The following is a 20,420-nucleotide window of genomic DNA, read 5'->3' on the forward strand; positions in this document are numbered from 1 at the left end:
CGAACACATGTTCGGAAGTGCCTATCACGAGTACTGGGAGCCGCCGGTCACCGCGGCTTCGCAGGAGGTGACGGCACGTCTCGTCAGCGCTACGCGGTCCGAGAATCGCGCGGCCGCGGCTCGATTGCGCGCGGTGTGTGAGCTCTTCGAGATGCGCCGGGAGCAGCGTGGCGAGCGCGCGGATTGGGCAGTTGACACCTGGGCGGCGGTCGGCGCAGAGATCGCTGCGGCATTGCGGGTCAGCTTGGCCAAGGCCGGCAGTGTGATGAACTACGCGACGGCGATGCTGCGGCTGCCTGCGGTGGCTGCGGTATTCGAGGCCGGGGATATCGACCTGGGAGTGTTCGCCGCGATCGTGTTTCGCACCGAGTGCATCTCCGATGAGGCGGTGATGGCCGCGGTAGATGCCGAGTTGGCGGCCCGGGTCAGTCGATGGCCGTCGATGTCGCGGGGCCGGTTGGATCGTGAGATCGACCAAGTGGTGGCCCGCCATGACCGCGATGCGTTGCGCCGGTCCCGGGAGCATCTCGAGGAGCGGCATGTCTCGGTGTGGGATAACGGTGATGGCACGGCCAAACTCGACGGGCGGGTGGGTTCGGTGGACGCCGCGGCACTGGACCAGCGGTTGGATGCCGTGGCGGCCACGGTGTGCGGAGACGATCCGCGCACCAAGGAGCAGCGCCGCGCGGATGCGTTGGGGGCGTTGGCGGTGGGTATGGATCGGCTGGCCTGCCGCTGCGGGCTGGCCGACTGCGCCGCGGGGCTGCAGCCGTCAACCGGAGGTGTCGTCATCCACCTCGTTGCCGAGCAGGCCACGGTAGAGGGCCGCGCGGACACTCCGGGGTACTTGATGGGCAGCAACGCGTTGATCTCTGCGGAACTGGTCGCTGAGCTGGCCCAGCAGGCGAAGCTGTGCCCGCTCTTTGACTTCACCTCCAGCCCCGCGGAGGCCGGATATCGACCTTCGCAGGCGTTGGTCGACTTCGTACGAGCGCGAGACCTGACGTGCCGCGCACCGGGCTGTGATCGACCTGCGGCCGTCTGCGATGTGGACCATACGATCCCATTCCCGCAAGGCCCAACCCACGCCGGCAACCTGAAATGTCTATGCCGCGTGCATCATTTGCTCAAAACGTTTTGGGGCTGGCGCGATGAACAGCTCCCCGACGGCACGGTGATCTGGCGTCTTCCGGGTGGGCGCACGTACATCACCACCCCGGGAAGCGCGCTGCTGTTCCCGACTCTGTGCGCCCCGACCCGGCCGCGGCATCTGCGAGGTCATCCCGATCCCAACCCGGCCGGGGCCGACCGCGGTGTCATGATGCCGCGGCGCAAGACAACGCGAGCGCAGAACCGTGCCCACGCCATTACCAGCGAACGCAACCGCAACCGCAACGAGCGGCGCGACCGGCACAGCGTCATCTTCGGCCCAGCGCCGCCTGCTGCCGACGCCGAGGACGACCCGCCGCCCTTCTAACTCAGGCGGGCTGCCACTTCACCCAGTCGACGAGCATGACCGCAGGCAACGGTGTCGAACGATCTGGCGGTCCGGCCCAGTCGCCGCCGACAGCCAGATTCATGATGACGTAGAACGGTTTGTGGAACACCCAGTCTGCCTGCGGTGGAAGCGAATCCGGCGTCAGGGTGCCCCATTTCGTGTCATCGACACCTACGGTGATCGAGTCCTTGATGTGGGTCATCCAGTAGTTGTGGAAGCCGTCGCTGAGATCGGGGCCGTCGCCGACGATCTGGGCCTGCAAGTGATCCCCGGTCCCCGGCGTCGGGCCGTGCAACGAGGAGTAGTGAGTCCGCGCATCAGACACCATCTCCACGACATCGATCTCGCCCGCTCCCGGCCACGGATTGTTGTCCTCGTCCGCGCCGACCAACCAGAAAGCCGGCCATAGTCCCTGCCCCGACGGCATCTTGATCCGGGCCACCAGCGTCCCATACCCGAAGCTCGCCTTGTTCTTGGTCTGCACCCGCCCCGAGGTGAATCCGGAACCGTCGCGCCTCGCCGTGATGGCCAGATTTCCCTGCCCGTCGAGCACCGCGTTGGGAGCTACGTACTCTTCGACGCCCGCATCCCATCCACTGCCTTCGACCACCGTCCACAGGGCGGGGTTGGGCGGCGCCCCGGCCGGGCCTTCGAAGTCGTCGACCACCGCGTCGGCGTGGGCCAGCGGAGCCGACGACACCGTCATCGCGGCGACCAGAAGACCGGCCACCGCCAGTCGCCAGCGCCCCACGATGTCCTCCTGACCATTCGCACGCCCCCAAGTCACACTAGCCACCGGCCGTGTCTGGCATGCTGGACACATGACCGAGCCGCAGTTCGGAGGCACCGAAGGCAGCACGCCGCCGCCCAACTACCCACCGCCCCCCAACTACCCGCCGCTGGGGCAGTACCCGCCGCCCATGCAGTACCCGGGCGGCGCGTATCAGGACCCCTCGGCGCCCTACGGCCGTCATCCGCTGACCGGCGAGCCCCTGTCGGACAAGTCCAAGGTGGTCGCGGGCTTGCTCCAGCTGCTGGGTCTGGTCGGCCTCGTCGGCATCGGCCGGATCTACCTCGGCTACACCGGCCTCGGTGTCGCCCAGCTGGTCGTCGGTCTGATCACCTGCGGTATCGGTGCCATCGTCTGGGGCATCGTGGACGCGGTGCTCATCCTCACCGACAAGGTGCGCGACCCGCAGGGCCGCCCGCTGCGTGATGGAACCTAGCGCCGCATCCCGCCACAGCACCCGGCTCTACACCACGCTCGGCACGGGCGTGCTGGCCGCGGGGGCGCTGACCTACGTCGGCCTGGGCGATCCGCACAGACCCGGATTCGTCTTCCTGCCGTGCCCGTTCAAGCTGCTCACCGGCTGGAACTGCCCGGCCTGCGGCGGTCTGCGGATGACCCACGACCTGCTGCACGGCGACGTTGCCGCCGCCGTCGTCGACAACGTCTTCCTGCTGGTCGGCTTGCCCGCGCTGGCGCTCTGGGTGCTCTGGCGGCTCAAGCGCCACCAGCGGGTGTTCACTGTGCCGGCGGTCGTCGTCATCGTCGTCGCCGCGATCGCCTGGACCATCACCCGCAACCTGCCCGGCTTTCCGCTGGTCCCCACGCTTCTCAGTCAGTAGCCGCCGCGCCGCGCTGATACACTGAACCGTCGGTACGGAAGTTCGCCGTGCCGATTCATCGGGCCGGTGCAGTCCCGGACGTCACACGTCAGACTGCGGTACCGCCGAAAGTCCCAGTGCCATTGGCGCACAATAGCTTTCACGCTCCGCATGATCGACCGCGGAGGAGCGTGAAGATGCTGTACTCGGCACTTCCGGAAGCGCAGGGACTCTACGACCCACAGCACGAGTCCGACTCGTGTGGTGTCGCCATGGTCGCTGATATCCAGGGTCGACGTTCCCACGCCATCGTGCACGACGGCCTGGTCGCGCTCGAGCACCTCGAACACCGCGGCGCTGCGGGCGCCGAGCCCAACAGCGGTGACGGTGCGGGCATCCTGCTGCAATTGCCCGTCGAACTGCTGCGCGGCGTGGTGGACTTCGCACTACCCGAGCCCGGCACCGGCGGCGCCAACACCTTCGCCGCCGGCATCTGCTTCCTGCCGCAGGACCTCGAGTACCGGCAGGCGGCCGCCGACCGGGTCGAAGAGATCGTGCGTGACGAGGGCCTGGAGGTCCTGGGCTGGCGCGCGGTCCCGGTCGATCCCGACGGCGCCGAAGTCGGCGCGACCGCGCTGGGCTGTATGCCCTTCATGTCGATGCTGTTCGTGGCTGCTCCCGAGCGCAACGGGGGACGTCCGGCCGGTATCGACCTCGACCGCCTGGTGTACCCGGCCCGCAAGCGCGCTGAGCAGCAGGACGTCTACTTCCCGTCGCTGTCCAGCCGCACCTTGGCCTACAAGGGCATGCTCACCACGATGCAGCTGCCCAAATATTTCCCGGACCTGCGTGACGAGCGCTGCACCAGTGCCATCGCGATCGTGCACAGCCGCTTCTCGACCAACACCTTCCCGTCCTGGCCGCTGGCGCACCCGTTCCGCTTCGTCGCGCACAACGGTGAGATCAACACCGTCCGCGGCAACCGCAACCGGATGCACGCCCGTGAGGCCATGCTGGCCAGCTCCGCCATCCAGGGCGACCTGTCCCGGCTGTCGCCGATCTGCACCCCCGAGGCCTCCGACTCGGCCTCCTTCGACCAGGTGCTCGAACTGCTGCACCTCGGTGGCCGCAGCCTGCCGCACGCGGTGATGATGATGATCCCGGAGGCCTGGGAGAACAACACCACCATGGACCCGGCGCGGCGGGCGTTCTGCCAGTACCACGCCTCCTTGATGGAGCCGTGGGACGGCCCGGCCTGCGTGACCTTCACCGACGGCACCGTCGTCGGTGCTGTCCTGGACCGCAACGGTTTACGGCCGGGACGCTGGTGGCGCACCATCGACGACCGGGTGATCCTGGCCAGCGAGAGCGGTGTGCTGGACATCCCGTCGGGCGAAGTGGTGGCCAAGGGCCGCCTGGAGCCCGGCAAGATGTTCCTCATCGATACCGCCGCCGGGCGGATCGTCTCGGACGACGAGATCAAGGGTGAGCTCGCCGCCGCCGAGCCGTATGCCGAGTGGCTGCACGCCGGCCTGCTCGACCTCAAGAGCCTGCCCGCGCGCGTGCGTGTGCAGCCCAACCACGAATCGGTTGTGCGCCGCCAGATCGCGTTCGGCTACACCGAGGAAGACCTGCGGATCCTGCTCACCCCGATGGCCGCCTCGGGTCAGGAACCGCTGGGTTCGATGGGCACCGACACCCCGCCCGCCGTGCTCTCGCAACGCTCCAAGCTGCTCTACGACTACTTCGTCGAGTTGTTCGCCCAGGTCACCAACCCGCCTCTGGACGCTATCCGCGAGGAGATCGTCACCTCGATGTCCCGCGTCATGGGCCCCGAACAGAACCTGCTCAACCCGACCGCCGCCTCGTGCCGCCAGGTCCTGCTGCACTGGCCGGTACTCGACAACGACGAACTCAGCAGGATCGTCCACATCAACGACGACGGCGAGCACCCCGGCCTGAAAACCGCTGTGCTGCGGTCGCTTTACGACGTCGAACGTGGCGGTGAAGGCCTGGCCGACGCCATCGAGGACCTCCGCCATCGCGCCACTGAGGCGATCGCCAAGGGTGCCCGAACCCTGGTGATCTCCGATCGCGACTCCGATCACACCCGCGCCCCGATCCCGTCGTTGCTGGCGGTTTCGGCCGTCCACCACCACCTGGTGCGTACCAAGAAGCGCACCACGGTCGGTCTGGTGGTGGAGAGCGGCGACGCCCGCGAGGTGCACCACATCGCCCTGCTCATCGGCTACGGCGCCGCGGCGGTCAACCCGTACCTGGCGTTCGAATCCATCGAGGACCTCATCCGCGAGGGTGAGCTCACCGGGATCGAAGCCCATACCGCGGTGCGCAACTATCTCAAGGCGCTCGGCAAGGGTGTCACCAAGGTGATGAGCAAGATGGGCATCTCGACCGTCGGGTCCTACACCGCCGCCCAGGCTTTCGAGGCGATCGGGTTGAGCAAGGAGGTCGTCGACGAGTACCTGACCGGCACGGTCAGCCAGATCGGCGGCGTCGGCCTCGACGTGCTCGCCGAGGAGGTCAAGCTGCGTCACCGGCGGGCCTACCCGGAGAACCCCACCGAGCGGGTGCACCGCCGCCTGGAGGTCGGCGGCGAGTACCAGTTCCGCCGCGAAGGCGAGCTGCACCTGTTCACCCCCGAAACGGTGTTCCTGCTCCAGCATTCGACACGCACCGGCCGGCACGAAGTGTTCGCCAAGTACTCCGAGGAGGTCAACCGGTTATCCCGCGAAGGCGGCACGCTGCGCGGCCTGTTCACGTTCAAGGCCGACCTGCGCACCCCGGTGCCGCTGCACGAGGTCGAATCCGTGGATGCCATCTGCGCGCGGTTCAACACCGGAGCCATGAGCTACGGCTCGATCTCCAAGGAAGCCCACGAGACCATGGCCGTGGCCATGAACAACCTGGGCGGGCGGTCGAACAGCGGCGAGGGCGGCGAAGACGTCGACCGGCTCTATGACCCGCGCCGGCGCAGTGCGGTCAAGCAGGTGGCGTCCGGGCGTTTCGGGGTCACCAGCGACTATTTGGTCAACGCCACCGACATCCAGATCAAGATGGCCCAGGGCGCCAAGCCGGGGGAGGGCGGTCAGCTGCCCGGGTTCAAGGTGTACCCGAGCATCGCCAAGACCCGGCATTCCACGCCGGGCGTCGGGCTCATTTCACCGCCGCCGCACCATGACATCTACTCCATCGAGGATCTCGCCCAGCTCATCCACGATCTGAAGAACGCCAACTCCCAGGCCCGCATTCACGTCAAGCTGGTCAGCTCGGTGGGCGTGGGCACCGTGGCGGCCGGGGTTTCCAAGGCGCATGCCGACGTGGTGCTGATCTCCGGGCATGACGGCGGCACCGGCGCGGCGCCGCTGACCAGCCTCAAGCATGCCGGTGCGCCGTGGGAGATCGGCCTGGCCGACACCCAGCAGACGTTGCTGCTCAACGGACTTCGCGACCGCATCACCGTGCAGTGTGACGGCGGGCTGCGCACCGCCCGTGACGTGGTGATCGCGGCGCTCCTCGGCGCCGAGGAATTCGGTTTCTCCACCGCCCCGCTGGTGGTCGCCGGGTGCATCATGATGCGGGTCTGCCACCTCGACACCTGCCCGGTCGGGGTGGCCACCCAGAATCCGGAGTTGCGAGAGCGGTTCAACGGCAAGCCGGAGTTCGTCGAGAACTTCTTCCGGTTCATCGCCGAGGACGTCCGAAAGATGCTCGCCGAGTTGGGTTTCCGGACCATCGACGAGGCCGTCGGCCACGCCGAGGTGCTCGACACCGACGCCGCGCTGGCGCACTGGAAGAGCCAGGGTCTGGACCTGAGCCCGATCTTCGTGGTTCCCACCGACGCCAGCGGCGAGCCGATCGCCCAGCGCCGCCGGGTGCGCGATCAGGACCACGGCCTGGACCAGGCTCTCGATCGCACCCTGATCGCGCTGGCCGAAGGCGCTCTGGAAGACGCCCACCCGGTGCGGCTGGAACTGCCGGTGCGCAACGTCAACCGCACCGTCGGCACCCTGCTGGGCTCCGAGGTCACCCGTCGCTACGGCGCCCAGGGTCTGCCGGACGACACCATCCACGTGACGCTCACCGGTTCGGCCGGTCAGTCGATCGGCGCGTTCCTGCCGCCGGGGATCACGCTCGAACTCATCGGTGACGCCAACGACTATGTGGGTAAGGGCCTTTCCGGTGGCCGGGTGATCGTCCGCCCGCCGGACGATGTGCTGTTCCTGCCCGAGGACAACGTGATCGCCGGCAACACTTTGCTCTATGGCGCCACCTCCGGTGAGTTGTACCTGCGTGGCCGGGTTGGCGAACGCTTCGCGGCCCGCAACTCCGGTGCGCTGGCGGTCACCGAGGGTGTGGGCGACCACGCCTGCGAGTACATGACCGGTGGTCGGGTGGTGGTGCTGGGACAGACCGGGCGCAACTTCGCGGCGGGGATGTCCGGTGGTATCGCCTACGTCCTAGGGCTGAACCCGGCGAAGGTCAACACCGCGATGGTCGAGCTGCAGCGGCCCGAGCCCGACGACCTGGTCTGGTTGCACGATGTGGTGGCCCACCACGCCCGCTACACCGGCAGCACGCTGGCCCGCTCGGTCTTGGCCGACTGGCCAAGGCGCAGTTCGCAGTTCACCAAGATCATGCCGACGGATTACCAGAAGGTGCTGGAGGCGACCAGGATGGCCAAGGCGGAAGGACGCGACGTGGACACCGCGATCATGGAGGCGACCCGTGGCTGACCCGACCGGCTTTCTGAGAGTTCCGAAGATCGAAGCCGCCAAGCGGCCCGTCGACGAACGCGTCGGCGACTGGAACGAGGTGTACGAGTCCCAGGACCCGCAACACCGTGCCGCGGAGGTGGCCCAGCAGGCCCGCCGCTGTATGGATTGTGGAATCCCGTTCTGCCACTCCGGAACCGCGGGCTGCCCGCTGGGCAACCTGATCCCGGAATGGAACGACCTGGTGCGCCGGGGTCGGTGGGATGCGGCCAGCGAGCGCCTGCACGCCACCAACAACTTCCCGGAGTTCACCGGTCGGTTGTGCCCGGCGCCGTGTGAGGCGGCCTGCGTGCTCTCGATCGCCGAGGATCAGACCGGCGGCAGCGTCACGATCAAGCGCATCGAGAACACCATCGTCGACACCGCGTGGCGCCTCGGTCTGGTCGAAGCCCAGCCCGCCGCCATCGGCACCGGCAAGAACGTGGCCGTCGTGGGCTCCGGCCCGGCAGGCCTGGCCGCCGGCCAGCAGCTGACCAGGGCCGGCCACCACGTCACCGTCTACGAGCGCGACGACCGGCTCGGTGGTCTGCTGCGGTACGGAATCCCCGAATACAAGCTCGAGAAGGGCACGCTCAACCAGCGGCTGTCCCAGATGCGCGCCGAGGGAACGCGTTTCGTCACCGACTGCGAGGTCGGGGTGGACGTCTCCGTCGACGAGCTGCGGAGCCGGTTCGACGCCGTGGTACTCGCCGTCGGCGCGCTGCGGGGTCGCGACAACACCGTCGAGGGGCGGCAACTGCGCGGTGTGCACCTGGCGATGGAGCACTTGGTGCGCGCGAATCGGGAATGTGAGGGCGACGGGCCGTCGAAGGTCACCGCCCGGGGTAAGCATGTGGTGATCATCGGTGGTGGTGACACCGGGGCGGACTGCCTGGGCACCGCGCATCGTCAGGGTGCGGTATCGGTGACCCAGTTGGACTACAACCCGCAACCACCCGACGTCCGCGACGACGACCGCTCACCCTGGCCGACCTGGCCGATGGTGTTGCGTACCTCACCGGCCCACGCCGAAGGCGGCACCGTGCACTACCAGGTGGCGGTGCAGCGTTTCGTCGGTGACGAGGAAGGCCACGTGCGGGCCATGGAGATCGCCGAGGTGAAGGTCGAACGGGTCGACGGCCGCCGGATCATCTCCCCGGTGGGCCAGCCATTCCAAATCCCTTGTGATCTGGCGCTGTTGGCCATCGGCTTCGAAGGCGTCGAACACATGCCACTGCTCGACGATCTCGGTATCGAGTTGAGCAAGCGCGGATCCATCTCGTGCGGATCCGATTGGCAGACTTCGGCTCCCGGGGTCTTCGTCTGTGGTGACGCCCACCGCGGCGCATCGCTGGTGGTGTGGGCGATCGCCGAGGGGCGGGCCGCCGCGCACGCGGTGGACACCTACCTGATGGGGGAGTCGGATCTGCCTGAACCGGTACGGCCGAATCAGTTGCCGCTGGCGGTCGTCTGAGTGAACAAGATCGCACGGCGTTCTGTATCGGTCGAGATGCCCATGAACGGCGACTATGCTGAGGCGCCGTGACTAGACGCGGCAAGATTGTCTGTACCCTCGGCCCAGCCACCAGCACCGACGAATCGGTCAAAGCACTCGTCGAGGTGGGCATGGATGTCGCCCGGCTGAACTTCAGCCACGGCGACTACGCCGACCACGAGGCCGCCTACAACCGGGTGCGCAAGGCATCGAACGCCACCGGCCGGGCGGTGGGCATCCTGGCCGACCTGCAGGGCCCCAAGATCCGGCTGGGCCGGTTCGTCGACGGCCCCACCTACTGGGCCAACGGTGAGACGGTCCGGATCACCGTCGAGGACTGCGAAGGCACCCACGACCGGGTCTCGACCACCTACAAGGAACTGGCCAAGGATGCCCAGCCCGGCGACCGGCTGCTGATCGACGACGGCAAGGTGGCACTGGTCGTCGAGCACATCGACGGTGACGACGTGGTGTGCACCGTCACCGAGGGTGGCCCGGTCAGCAACAACAAGGGTCTGTCCCTTCCGGGCATGAACGTCTCGGTGCCCGCCCTGTCGGAGAAGGACATCCAGGACCTGGAATTCGCGCTGCGTCTCGGGGTGGATCTGGTGGCGCTGTCGTTCGTGCGTTCGCCGTCGGACGCCGAACTGGTGCACGAGGTCATGGACCGGGTGGGCCGGCGGGTGCCCGTCATCGCCAAGCTGGAGAAGCCCGAGGCCATCGACAACCTCGAGGCGATCGTGCTCGCCTTCGACGCGGTGATGGTGGCCCGCGGTGATCTGGGTGTGGAGCTTCCCCTCGAAGAGGTGCCGCTGGTGCAGAAGCGGGCCATCCAGATGGCCCGCGAGAACGCCAAGCCGGTGATCGTGGCCACCCAGATGCTCGAGTCGATGATCGAGAACTCCCGGCCGACGCGCGCCGAGGCTTCCGACGTGGCCAACGCGGTGCTCGACGGTGCCGACGCGGTGATGCTGTCCGGGGAGACCTCGGTCGGCAAGTTCCCGCTCGACGCGGTGCGCACGATGGCCCGGATCATCTCGGCGGTGGAGGAGAACTCGACCGCGGCACCCCCGCTGACGCACGTGCCGCGCACCAAGCGTGGGGTGATCTCGTATGCGGCCCGCGACATCGGTGAGCGGCTGGACGCCAAGGCGCTGGTCGCCTTCACCCAGTCCGGTGACACGGTGCGCCGGCTCGCCCGGCTGCACACCCCGCTGCCGCTGCTGGCGTTCACCGCGCTGCCGGAGGTGCGCAGCCAGTTGGCCCTGACCTGGGGCACCGAAACCTTCATCGTTCCGCACATGAAGACCACCGACGACATGATCCGTCAGGTCGACCATTCGCTGCTGGAGCTGGGCCGCTACAAGCGCGGCGATCTGGTTGTCATCGTCGCGGGTGCGCCGCCGGGCACAGTAGGCTCGACGAACTTGATCCACGTCCACCGCATCGGGGAGGACGACCACTAGAGGAGATATCGACACGTGGCCAATGCGGACCTCACCGACCTGCTGGCCATCCTCGATCTCTCCTCGATCGGTGACGACGTCTTCGCCGGTGCCCACCCTCGCAAGAACCCGGTGCGCACCTTCGGTGGACAGCTGATGGCGCAGGCTTTCGTCGCGGCTACCCGAACTCTCGATCACCAGCTGCCGCCGAGCGCCTTGTCGGTGCACTTCATCGCCGGCGGGGACCCCGCGGCCGATATCGAGTTCCACGTCACCCGGCTGCGTGACGAGCGCCGGTTCGCCAACCGGCGAGTCGACGCGATGCAGGACGGCAAACTGCTGGCCACCGCGCTGGTGTCGTACCTGTCCGGCGGCCACGGGCTCGAGCACAACACCGCGATGCCGCAGACACCCGACCCGGCCACGTTGCCGACGATTGACGAGCTCCTGGTCGGGTACGAGGAGGTGGTGCCGCACTTCGTCACCGCGTTGCGCCCGATCCAGTGGCGCTACACCAATGACCCGGCATGGGTCATGCGGGACAAGGGCGGTCAGCTGGCCCACAACCGGGTCTGGCTCACCGCCGACGGCCCGATGCCCGCGGACCCGACGATGCACACCGCGGCGATGATCTATTCGTCGGACACCACCGTGCTCGACTCGATCATCACCACCCACGGGTTGTCCTGGGGCTGGGACCGGATCTTCGCCGTCACCATCAACCACTCGGTGTGGTTCCACCGGCAGGTCGACTTCACCGACTGGGTGCTCTACGCGACGGAGTCACCGGTGGCCGCCGAGTCTCGCGGGCTCGGCACCGGCCACTTCTTCACCCGGGACGGCCAGGTGGTGGCCACGGTCGTTCAGGAAGGCATCGTCAAGCACTTCCCGGGTAATCCCTGAGCGCAGGCGTACTGTCTAGGTGTCCCACCAGCGGTGTTGACCTTGGGGGAGGTGCAATGACCGAGCCGCCGCTCCACGTGGCGCCGCGGCTTCGCGCCCGTGAGCGCGTCGTCGTGCACGTCGACTCTCCGGCCGCCCGCTGGGTCGGGGCTCTGGCGCTGCTCATCGCCGCCAGTTGGCTGATGACCCTGGTCCTGCGCTCCCATCACCACGCGAACTGGCATGCCGACGGGCGGCTGGCCTGGTCGTTGACCGTCTTCGCCGCGGTCACGTTGATCGCGCGGGGCATCTTCCTGGGCAGGCCGGTGACGGCCGCCCATGCCGGTGCTGCCGCACTCAGCGTGCTGGCCGGGTTCGGGGCCCACATCGTGGGGTCGGACGGGCTGGGCAATGTGCTGATCGCCGGCTCGGGTCTGCTGTTGATGTGGCCGACCTCGATGCGGCCGCAGCCCGAGGAGCTGCCCCGCATCTGGGCGCTGGTGAACGCGACGAGCGGTGATCCGCTGGCGCCGTTCGCGATGCTGGCACTCAAGAGCTACTTCTTCAGCGCCGACGGCTCGGCGGCCATCGCCTACCGCACCCGGCTGGGCTACGCGGTCGTCAGCGGAGATCCGATCGGCGACCCGACGCGGTATCCCGAGCTTGTCGCCGACTTCGCCGCGATGTGCCATGCGCACGGCTGGCGGGTGGTCGTGCTGGGCTGCAGCGAGCGACGGCTGGGCCTGTGGAATGACCCGGCCGTGGTCGGGCAGACGCTGCGCCCGGTGCCGATCGGCAGGGATGTGGTGATCGACGTGCCGACCTTTGACATGGTCGGTCGACGGTTCCGCAATCTCCGGCAGGCGGTGCAGCGGACCCGCAACTGTGGCATCACCACCGAGGTCGTGGCCGAGCAGGAGCTCGATGACGGACAGGTGGCCGAGTTGGCCGACGTCCTGCTGTGCTCACACAAGGGTGCGCGCACCGAGCGGGGATTCTCGATGATCCTCGACGGTGCGCTCACCGGCCGCTATCCGGGCATCCTGCTCATCGTGGCCCGCGACAGTGCGGGGCAGGTGCAGGGTTTCCACCGCTATGCGGTGGCCGGCGGCGGCAGTGACGTCACCCTGGATGTCCCGTGGCGGCGTCGCGGTGCACCCAACGGCATCGACGAGCGGCTGTCGGTCGACATGATCACCGCGATGAAGAAAGCTGGCGCACAACGGCTTTCACTGGCCTTCGCCGCGTTCCCCGAAATCTTCAACGACAAGGACCGCGGGTCGTTGAGCACCTTCTTCTACTACGCCATCCACCTGGGCGACGGCCTGATCGCCCTGGAGTCGCTGTACCGCTATCTGCGCAAGTTCCACGCACTCGGCGATCGGCGCTATGTCCTGCTGTCCTACAGCCAGGTGCTGCCGCTGCTGGGGGTGCTGCTCTCGCTGGAGTTCATGCCGCGCAGGCGGCTGCTGACCGCGGCTATGGCGTCGGCGTCAGCGTCACACTGAACTGGTTCTCCACCGACTGGCGGAATTGGTTCTCGCAGAGCCGCTGAGCGGTCTGGTCGGGGCCGGCCTTGCTCAGGCAGTCGAAGTAGTCGCCGATGCCGGTGTCCTTGAAGGCGTTGACGTAGACGACGATGAAGATCAGGCCGACGATGATGGCCACGAATCCCAGGATCACCCCGGCCAACGCGATACCACCGTTGTCGGCCTCGCCGCGCTTGACCCGGCCGCGCGCAGCGAAACCGATGATGACGGCCACGATGCCGAGCACCACGCCACCGGCGACGGTGAACGAGGACACCAGCCCCACGATCGCGACCACCAGTGCGGCCACCCCAAGCCCGTTGCGGGGGCCCGCCGGCGGCGGGGTGTAGCCGGCGTACGGCTGTGGAGGCGGCGGCGGATACCCACCCGGATACCCGCCCTGATAGGGACTCGGGGGATACGGGTAGGGATACGGGTACGGCGGCGGGGCCGGCTGCTGAGGCGTGTTGGAGGGCTCAGTCATGGTGTGCACGTTACCCGTCGTTGCTGATCGATAGTCGCGGACAGGTGATGTCCCCGTCGAGCTGGTGGGTGGCCACGACCACGGTGCGCGCGGCCGGCAGCAGACCGTCGCGCGGGTCGAGCAGCGCCGAGAGCACCCGGTGTGCGTCGGCGGCGTCGAGATGTTCGGTCGGTTCGTCGAGCAGCACGATCGGCGCCGGGCACAGCAGCACCCGGGCCAGCAGCAGGCGCCGGCGTTGTCCTGCCGACACCGCCGACGCGCCGCCGATCAGGACGGTGTTCAACCCGTCGGGCAGGCCGGCCAGCCAATCTCCCAGTCCCACCACATCGAGGGCGTGGATCAGTTCCTCGTCGGTGCAGTCGCCACGCGCGACCAGCAGATTGTCCCGGACGGTGGTGGCGAACAGGTGTGCGTCTTCGGCGAAATAGCAGACCGCACTGCGCAATTGGGACTCGCTGAGCGCCTCGGTAGCCATGCCGTTGATCCGTACCGCACCGCCCAACGGTGGCAACAGACCGGCCAGGGTCATTAGCAGCGCCGTCTTGCCTGCCCCGCTGCGCCCGGTGACGGCGAGCCGGGACCCCGGCTCCAGATCGAGGGTAACGGCGGACGGTGCGGGGCCTCCGGGATGGCCGGCCCTGGCCGCGACGGCCTGCAGTCGCGGTGTGAGAGCGGGTGTGCTGATGACGGTGGGTGTCGGGGCGGCGGGTGTATCGGCCGGGACGAGGTCGAGGATGTGCGAGGCCGCGATGCGGGCCCGCGCGAGGGCGACGGCGGCGCCGGGCAGTGCGCCGGTGGCCTCGAACGCCGACAGCGGCAGCAGCATGAGCACCGCCAGGGTGGGCGGTGCGATGGTCGCGGACAGCGTGATGCCGATGACGACGGCGCCGACCACGCTGACACCCACGGCGGCGGTCGGTACCGCTGCGGCCAGTGCCGCGGGAGCTGCGGCCCGATCGATTGCGGCACCCCATTGTCGTTGCCGTGCATCGGCATCGGCGATCACCGCGGGCAGGCGACGGGCGACGCGCAGTTCGGCGGCGTGGTCGAGTGCGGTGAGGGCGGCGATGTCGCGAGCGGAATGATGTTGGCGGGCAACCTCTTCCTGATCGCGCACCGCGCGGGCGGCCAGCCAGGGGGCCAGGACACCGGCGATCAGCAGGCAGGCGGCCAGAACCACCGCAGCTGCAGGGGAGATGAGGGCGATGAGGGTGGTTGCCGCGATTCCCAGCACCACCGCAACCCCGATCGGGACGAACGCGCGAACCAGGACGTCGGCCAGCGTGTCGACGTCGGCACCCACCCGGGTCAGCAGGTCGCCACCGTGCAGGCGCGCGGTGGTCTCCGGTGGGCCGTAGGCGAGCCGGCGGTAGATCTCGCTGCGGGCCTCGCCGGCGGCGCGCAGTGCGGCGTTGTGGGAGGCCAGTCGCTCGCAGTAGCCGAGCACGCCGCGGGAGATGCCGAACGTGCGCACGGCGACCACCGCCACTGACAGGTCGAGCACCGGCGGCATCTGCCAGGCCCGGGTGATCAACCAGGCCGAAACCGCCGCCAGCGCAAGGGCGCTGCCCAGCGACAGTGCTCCGAGTGTGACGGCGAGCAGCAGCCGCGGCAGGCGTGGCCGCAACAGCGGCAGCGCTGCGCGTACTGCATCAGATCCTGGCATGGGCATCCGCCTGGACTTCGATGACGCGGTCGGCGATGGCCACTGCGCTGTCACGGTGGGCCACCATGATCACCGTTGCTCCCGCGGCGGCACGGGCCGCAATGGCCGCCAAGGCGGCTGCCTCGGTGGCCGGATCGAGATGAGCGGTGGGCTCGTCGAGCAGTAGCACGCGGGCGCGGGATCCGAGAGCCCGGGCCAATCCCAGTCGTTGGCGCTGCCCCAGCGACAAGCCGGTGCCGGCACGGCCGAGCATGGTGTTCATGCCGTCCCGCAATCCGGCGACCACCTCGTCGAAACCGGATGCGTGGCAGGCTGATTCGACGTCATCGAGCTCTCCGAAGAGGGCCAGGTTGGCGGCGACACTGCCCGCAATGATGACCGGACGCTGGGCCAGCCATACCAGCTCCGACCACCACGATTCGCGATCGAGGGTGGTGACGTCCACCCCGTCGACGGTGACGTGCCCCGAACTCGGTGCAACCAGGCCGGCGATGATCTGCAAGCTGGTGCTCTTTCCGGCACCGTTGGCCCCGGTGAGCACGGTGACTTGTCCGGGCTCGCAGCGGCCGTTCAGCCGTGCCGGTGCCAGGCCGTCGCGTCCGGCCACCGAGACGTCGTCGAACTCGATCGCTAGCGCCGCACCGGACACCGCGCGGTCACCGCCGAGTGCCGCCGGGGATTCCTCGATCAGCGCGAACGCCCGGTCGGCCGCGGTCTTTCCGTCCTGGGCGGCATGGAACTCGACTCCGACCCGGCGCAGCGGCCAGAACACATCAGGTGCCAGCAGCAGCGCCGTCAGACCGGCTGCCAGCGTCATCTCCCCGAACACCAAGCGCAGCCCGATGCTCACCGCGACCAGCGCGACGCCCAGGGTGGCGATCAGCTCGAGGACCAATGCGGACAGCAAGGCGATCCGCAACGTCGCCAGCGCCGAACGGCGGTGCGCGGCACCCAGAGCGGCGATCCGGTCGGCGGGCCCGTCGGCCCTGCCGAGGGCACGCAATGTGGGGATGCCGGCGATCAGGTCGAGCAGCCTGGATTGCAGGGTGCTCATTGCCGTCAGTGCTGCCGCGGACCGCTCGGCGGTGGCCAGGCCGATCAGCACCATGAACACCGGGATCAGTGGCAGGGCGATCATCACGATGAGGGCGGATTGCAGATCGTTGAGGGCGATCACGGCGATGCTGGCCGGGGTCAGGATGGCGGCCAGGAACAGCGCGGGCAGGTAGGCGGTGAAGTAGGGGCGCAGCTTGTCCAGCCCGGCGGTCACTACGGTGGCGGCCTCGTCGCGCCGGGCCTGCCGGAGGGCCGGCGGAAGGTTCGTCACCGCACGGAGCACCTGCCCGCTGAGGTCGGCGATCACCGCACTGGCGCCCCGCTGTCCGAGCCGGCCCTGGAGCCATTGGGCGGCGGTGCGCACCGTCCACAACGCGACCAACAGAACGAGTTGGGTACGCCAGTGGCCGACACTGCGGGTGGCCGGGTCGGTGATGACATCGGCCACCAGGTGTCCGAGGATGACCGCGGCGCCGATCGCGCATCCGGTGATGACCGTGCCGCAGGCGACGGTGGCGACCAGGAACCGGCGCACCGCAGGCGAGGCCCGCCACAACCGTGGATCCAGCGGGCCCGATCGCCGTTGCCCGGAACGGGTCAGGGCACTCGCCTCAGCGACAGTCCGATCGACGGCGGGATCGACTCGGCGAAGATCCGCTTACGGAACACCCAGTAGGTCCAGCCCTGGTACAGCAGGACGATCGGAGTGAATATCAGTGCTGCCCAGGTCATCACCTTCAGTGTGTACGGACTCGAGGAGCCGTTGTAGATGGTCACGCTGTAGGCGGGGTCCAGGGTCGAGGGAACCAGATTCGGGTATAGGCAGCCGAACAGCAGCAGTACCACCGCGGTGACCACCAGCGTGGTCGACAGGAACGCCCAGCCTTCCCGGTCGGCACCGACGGCCGCCACAGCCGCCAACTGCGAGACGACGGCCAGCGCCACCAGCGCCCACGTCCAGGTGGTGCCGTGGGCCAGTTGGGTCCACAGCCCGAAACCGGCGACCAGCACCGTGGCGGGGATGCTCAGCATGCGGGCCAGGCGGACCGCGTCGAGGCGGACCGCGCCGCCGGTCTTGAGCGCCAGGAACACTGCGCCGTGGAACAAGAACAGCGCGCAGGTGGCCAGACCGCCGGTCAACGTGTACGGATTCACCACGTCGGTGAACGACAACCCGACCACGTTCTTGTCCGGTCCCACGGGCAGTCCGCTGACCAGCACGGCGAACGCGACGCCCCACAGGATGGCCGGCAGCCACGAGCCTGCGGCGATGCCGATGTCGCACCAGGACCGCCATTTCGGATCGTCGATCTTGCCGCGCCATTCGATGGCCACGATGCGGGCGATCATCGACAGCAGGATCACCAGCAGCGGCAGGTACAGGCTGGAGAACACGGTGGCATACCAGTGCGGGAACGCCGCGAACATCGCGCCGCCCGCGGTGATCAGCCACACTTCGTTACCGTCCCAGACCGGTCCGATGGTGTTGAGCACGGCGCGCCGGTGAGATTCGATGTCGCCCTTGCCCGCTCGGCCGAGCCACTCCATCAGCATGCCGACGCCGAAGTCGAAGCCCTCCAGGACGAAGAACCCCAGGAACAGCACCGCCACGATGCCGAACCAGAACTCTTGAAGACCCATGATGCTCACCTCCTCAGTAGGCGAAAGACAGGGGGGCCACCTCGTCCTCGCGAGGAGGCGTCGGCGGTGCCGGCTCGGAGTCGTGGTCCTGTGGTCCGGCCACCACATACCGCCGGATCAGGTAGAACCAGATGACCGCGAGGACGGCGTAGATCAGGGTGAACGAGATCAGCGACACCCACACCACCCCCGGTCCGTGCAGCGAGACGCCCTGCTGGACGGTCAACCGAACCTGTTGGTCGCCATCAGGATTCGGTGCGACCACCCAGGGCTGTCGGCCCATCTCGGTGAACACCCATCCGGAGATCGACGCCAGGAACGGGGTGGGGATGGTCAGCAGCGCGAACCCGGAGAACCAGCGTTGGCCGGGGACCCGGCCGCGTCGGGTCAGCCACAGCACGCTCAAGGCGAACAGGAATGGGATCGCCATGAATCCGATCATCGCGCGGAACGACCAGTAGGTGACGAACAGGTTGGGCACGTACCAGCCCGGCCCGAAGCGCTGCTCGTATTGCTGCTGAAGGTCTTTGGTGCCTTCCAGCGTCACTCCGCTGAACTTGCCCTCGGCCAGGAACGGCAATACGTAGGGCACCTCGATGACACGGGTGATGCTGTCGCAGTTGTTGTGTGTGCCGATGGTCAGCAGCGAGAGGTTGGGGTCGGTTTCGGTGTGGCATAGCGACTCGGCAGCGGCCATCTTCATGGGCTGCTGGTGGAACATCAGCTTGCCCTGGATGTCGCCGGTGAAGAACAGGGCGAACGAGGCGACGATGGCGATCCACGCGCCGAGTTTGGCGCCGGGCCGGAACAGCGCCGCGGCGTCGGGAGATCCCTTGGCCCGCACCATCCACCAGGCGCAGACCGCCGCCACGAAGGTCGACGCGGTGAGGAACGACGCGGACACCGCATGCCAGAACGCCGCGATCCCGGTGTTGTTGGTGAACAGATCGGTGATGCTCAGCAGCTCGGCGCGGTGGGTGGCCGGGTTGTACGTGGCTCCGACGGGGTGCTGCATGAACGAGTTGGCGGTGATGATGAAGAACGCCGAGAGGTTGACCGCGATGGCCACCAACCAGATCGAGGTCAGGTGCAGCCATTTCGGAATCCGGTTCCAGCCGAAGATCCACAGCCCGATGAAGGTGGACTCCAGGAAGAAGGCGACCAGGCCCTCGAGTGCCAGTGGGGCACCGAAGATGTCGCCGACGAAGCGGGAGTACTCGCTCCAGTTCATCCCGAACTGGAATTCCTGCACGATGCCGGTGGCCACGCCGATGGCGAAGTTGATCAGGAAGACCTTGCCGAAGAACCGGGTCATCCGGTACCAGGCCGGGTTGTCGGTGACCACCCAGACGGTCTGCATGATGGCGATCAGCGGAGCCAGCCCGATCGTCAATGGCACGAAAATGAAGTGGTAGACGGTCGTAATGCCGAACTGCCACCGTGAAACATCAAGAGCACCCATTGCAAAAGTCTCCCCACAACAAAAGACCGAAGACGCGGATCGCCGATCTACGACACAGTGTAGTAGCGATCCGCGCCTTCGGCGCTAGGGTCTTTTGTCCTGGGTGACCAGGGTCATAAGCGGCCTAGAGGGCTTGGGCGACGCGCTCCCCAAGGTTCTTGGCGGCTTTGCGAATCCCGAAGGACGACACGACCTCGAAGACGCCGATGACCACCAGCCAGATACCGACGACCAGCGTCAGGGTGGCCAGCGACGGGAACGGCGAAGCCAGCACGACGATGCCGGCCAGCAGCGTGATCACGCCGACGAAGATCTCCCAGCCGCGGCCGGGGGTGTCGGGGTCGCTGATCGCCGAGGCCGCCGTGGCAACACCGCGGAAGATGAAGCCCACACCGATCCAGATGGCCAGCAGCAGGATCGAGTTGGCGATGCTGCGGAAGCACAGCACGGCAAGGACGAGTGCTGCGGCGCCGCTGATGAACAGCAGGGCGCGGCCGCCGGCCGACACGTGCAGGGTGAACGCGTGGAACACCTGGGTGATACCGGTGACCAACAGGTAGGCGCCGAAGAAGATCGCGGCGACGAGGATCGAGATGCCCGGCCAGACCAGGACCAGGATGCCCAGAACCAGCGTCAGGATCCCGGACAGCAGGACCGACTTCCACAGGTGTGGCAGCAGGGGTGGCGCAGATGTCGTTGTCATGGCCGAAGTGTGACATAGCCCGATGGCCGGTTGAAGTATTTGAGGCGTCCGTGAACCGATTGAGGCCTTAAGTCCTCCGACTTGTTGCAGACAGCACGACCTGCGGTTTTTGGTCGTCGGGGGAGAGCGATCCTCGCCTCGGACAGCACATGGGTATCAACAGGGTTAAGTTTCCCCGT

At 67.8% G+C, this 20,420-nt stretch carries 15 protein-coding genes; 8 read left to right on the forward strand and 7 right to left on the reverse strand.

The features are described 5' to 3' along the window. Positions 1 to 7: 7 nt before the first annotated feature. Positions 8 to 1,477: an HNH endonuclease signature motif containing protein gene (locus tag G6N35_RS05840; RefSeq protein WP_163803403.1), complete on the forward strand. Its 1,470-nt coding sequence runs from the start codon at positions 8 to 10 to the stop codon at positions 1,475 to 1,477. A 1-nt stretch (position 1,478) separates the two neighbouring features. Here G6N35_RS05840 and G6N35_RS05845 read toward each other — a convergent pair whose 3' ends face one another. Beyond that, entirely contained in the window at positions 1,479 to 2,249 is a 771-nt protein-coding gene (locus G6N35_RS05845) for a glycoside hydrolase family 16 protein (protein ID WP_246224223.1), read from the reverse strand. Positions 2,250 to 2,319: 70 nt separating this feature from the next. Between G6N35_RS05845 and G6N35_RS05850 the strand changes: the two genes are divergently transcribed. The 7 genes from G6N35_RS05850 to G6N35_RS05880 all read left to right on the forward strand — a co-directional run bounded on the left by G6N35_RS05850 (position 2,320) and on the right by G6N35_RS05880 (position 13,208). After that, on the forward strand, positions 2,320 to 2,724 hold the full coding sequence (locus tag G6N35_RS05850; protein ID WP_163803404.1) for an NINE protein: 405 nt from the start codon (positions 2,320 to 2,322) through the stop codon (positions 2,722 to 2,724). Then, entirely contained in the window at positions 2,714 to 3,127 is a 414-nt protein-coding gene (locus G6N35_RS05855) for a DUF2752 domain-containing protein (protein ID WP_163807489.1), read from the forward strand. Before G6N35_RS05850 ends, G6N35_RS05855 begins: the two co-directional genes overlap by 11 nt. A 176-nt stretch (positions 3,128 to 3,303) precedes the next feature. Further along, complete coding sequence (gene gltB / locus G6N35_RS05860) at positions 3,304 to 7,860, forward strand: glutamate synthase large subunit (protein WP_163803405.1); 4,557 nt, start codon at positions 3,304 to 3,306, stop codon at positions 7,858 to 7,860. After that, positions 7,853 to 9,352: a glutamate synthase subunit beta gene (locus G6N35_RS05865; protein WP_163803406.1), complete on the forward strand. Its 1,500-nt coding sequence runs from the start codon at positions 7,853 to 7,855 to the stop codon at positions 9,350 to 9,352. Before gltB ends, G6N35_RS05865 begins: the two co-directional genes overlap by 8 nt. Positions 9,353 to 9,420: 68 nt before the next feature. Next, positions 9,421 to 10,839: a pyruvate kinase gene (gene pyk / locus G6N35_RS05870; RefSeq protein ID WP_163803407.1), complete on the forward strand. Its 1,419-nt coding sequence runs from the start codon at positions 9,421 to 9,423 to the stop codon at positions 10,837 to 10,839. Positions 10,840 to 10,854: 15 nt separating this feature from the next. After that, positions 10,855 to 11,721 carry an acyl-CoA thioesterase gene (locus G6N35_RS05875; protein ID WP_163803408.1) on the forward strand — a complete coding sequence of 289 codons (867 nt, stop codon included), beginning with the start codon at positions 10,855 to 10,857 and terminating at the stop codon, positions 11,719 to 11,721. Between the two features lie 56 nt (positions 11,722 to 11,777). Beyond that, entirely contained in the window at positions 11,778 to 13,208 is a 1,431-nt protein-coding gene (locus G6N35_RS05880) for an MprF family protein (protein ID WP_163803409.1), read from the forward strand. Here the strand turns inward: G6N35_RS05880 and G6N35_RS05885 are convergent. The 6 genes from G6N35_RS05885 to G6N35_RS05910 form a co-directional block, all read right to left on the reverse strand. Then, entirely contained in the window at positions 13,180 to 13,713 is a 534-nt protein-coding gene (locus tag G6N35_RS05885) for a DUF4190 domain-containing protein (RefSeq protein WP_163803410.1), read from the reverse strand. The genes G6N35_RS05880 and G6N35_RS05885 overlap by 29 nt on opposite strands. 10 nt (positions 13,714 to 13,723) lie before the next feature. After that, positions 13,724 to 15,379 (reverse strand): thiol reductant ABC exporter subunit CydC, encoded by a 1,656-nt coding sequence (gene cydC, locus G6N35_RS05890; protein WP_163803411.1) that lies wholly within the window; start codon positions 15,377 to 15,379, stop codon positions 13,724 to 13,726. Beyond that, positions 15,366 to 16,970, reverse strand: coding sequence for a thiol reductant ABC exporter subunit CydD (gene cydD / locus G6N35_RS05895; protein ID WP_163807490.1), 1,605 nt, complete (start codon positions 16,968 to 16,970; stop codon positions 15,366 to 15,368). Before cydD ends, cydC begins: the two co-directional genes overlap by 14 nt. A 62-nt stretch (positions 16,971 to 17,032) precedes the next feature. Next, positions 17,033 to 18,076 (reverse strand): cytochrome d ubiquinol oxidase subunit II, encoded by a 1,044-nt coding sequence (cydB, locus tag G6N35_RS05900; RefSeq protein WP_163803412.1) that lies wholly within the window; start codon positions 18,074 to 18,076, stop codon positions 17,033 to 17,035. Between the two features lie 13 nt (positions 18,077 to 18,089). Next, a complete protein-coding gene (locus tag G6N35_RS05905) occupies positions 18,090 to 19,538 on the reverse strand; it encodes a cytochrome ubiquinol oxidase subunit I (protein WP_163803413.1) in 1,449 nt (482 codons plus the stop codon). Positions 19,539 to 19,662: 124 nt separating this feature from the next. Beyond that, a complete protein-coding gene (locus tag G6N35_RS05910; RefSeq protein ID WP_163803414.1) occupies positions 19,663 to 20,241 on the reverse strand; it encodes an HdeD family acid-resistance protein in 579 nt (192 codons plus the stop codon). Positions 20,242 to 20,420 lie beyond the last annotated feature (179 nt).

It is taken from the genome of Mycolicibacterium anyangense, from assembly GCF_010731855.1.
GTDB lineage: Bacteria > Actinomycetota > Actinomycetes > Mycobacteriales > Mycobacteriaceae > Mycobacterium > Mycobacterium anyangense.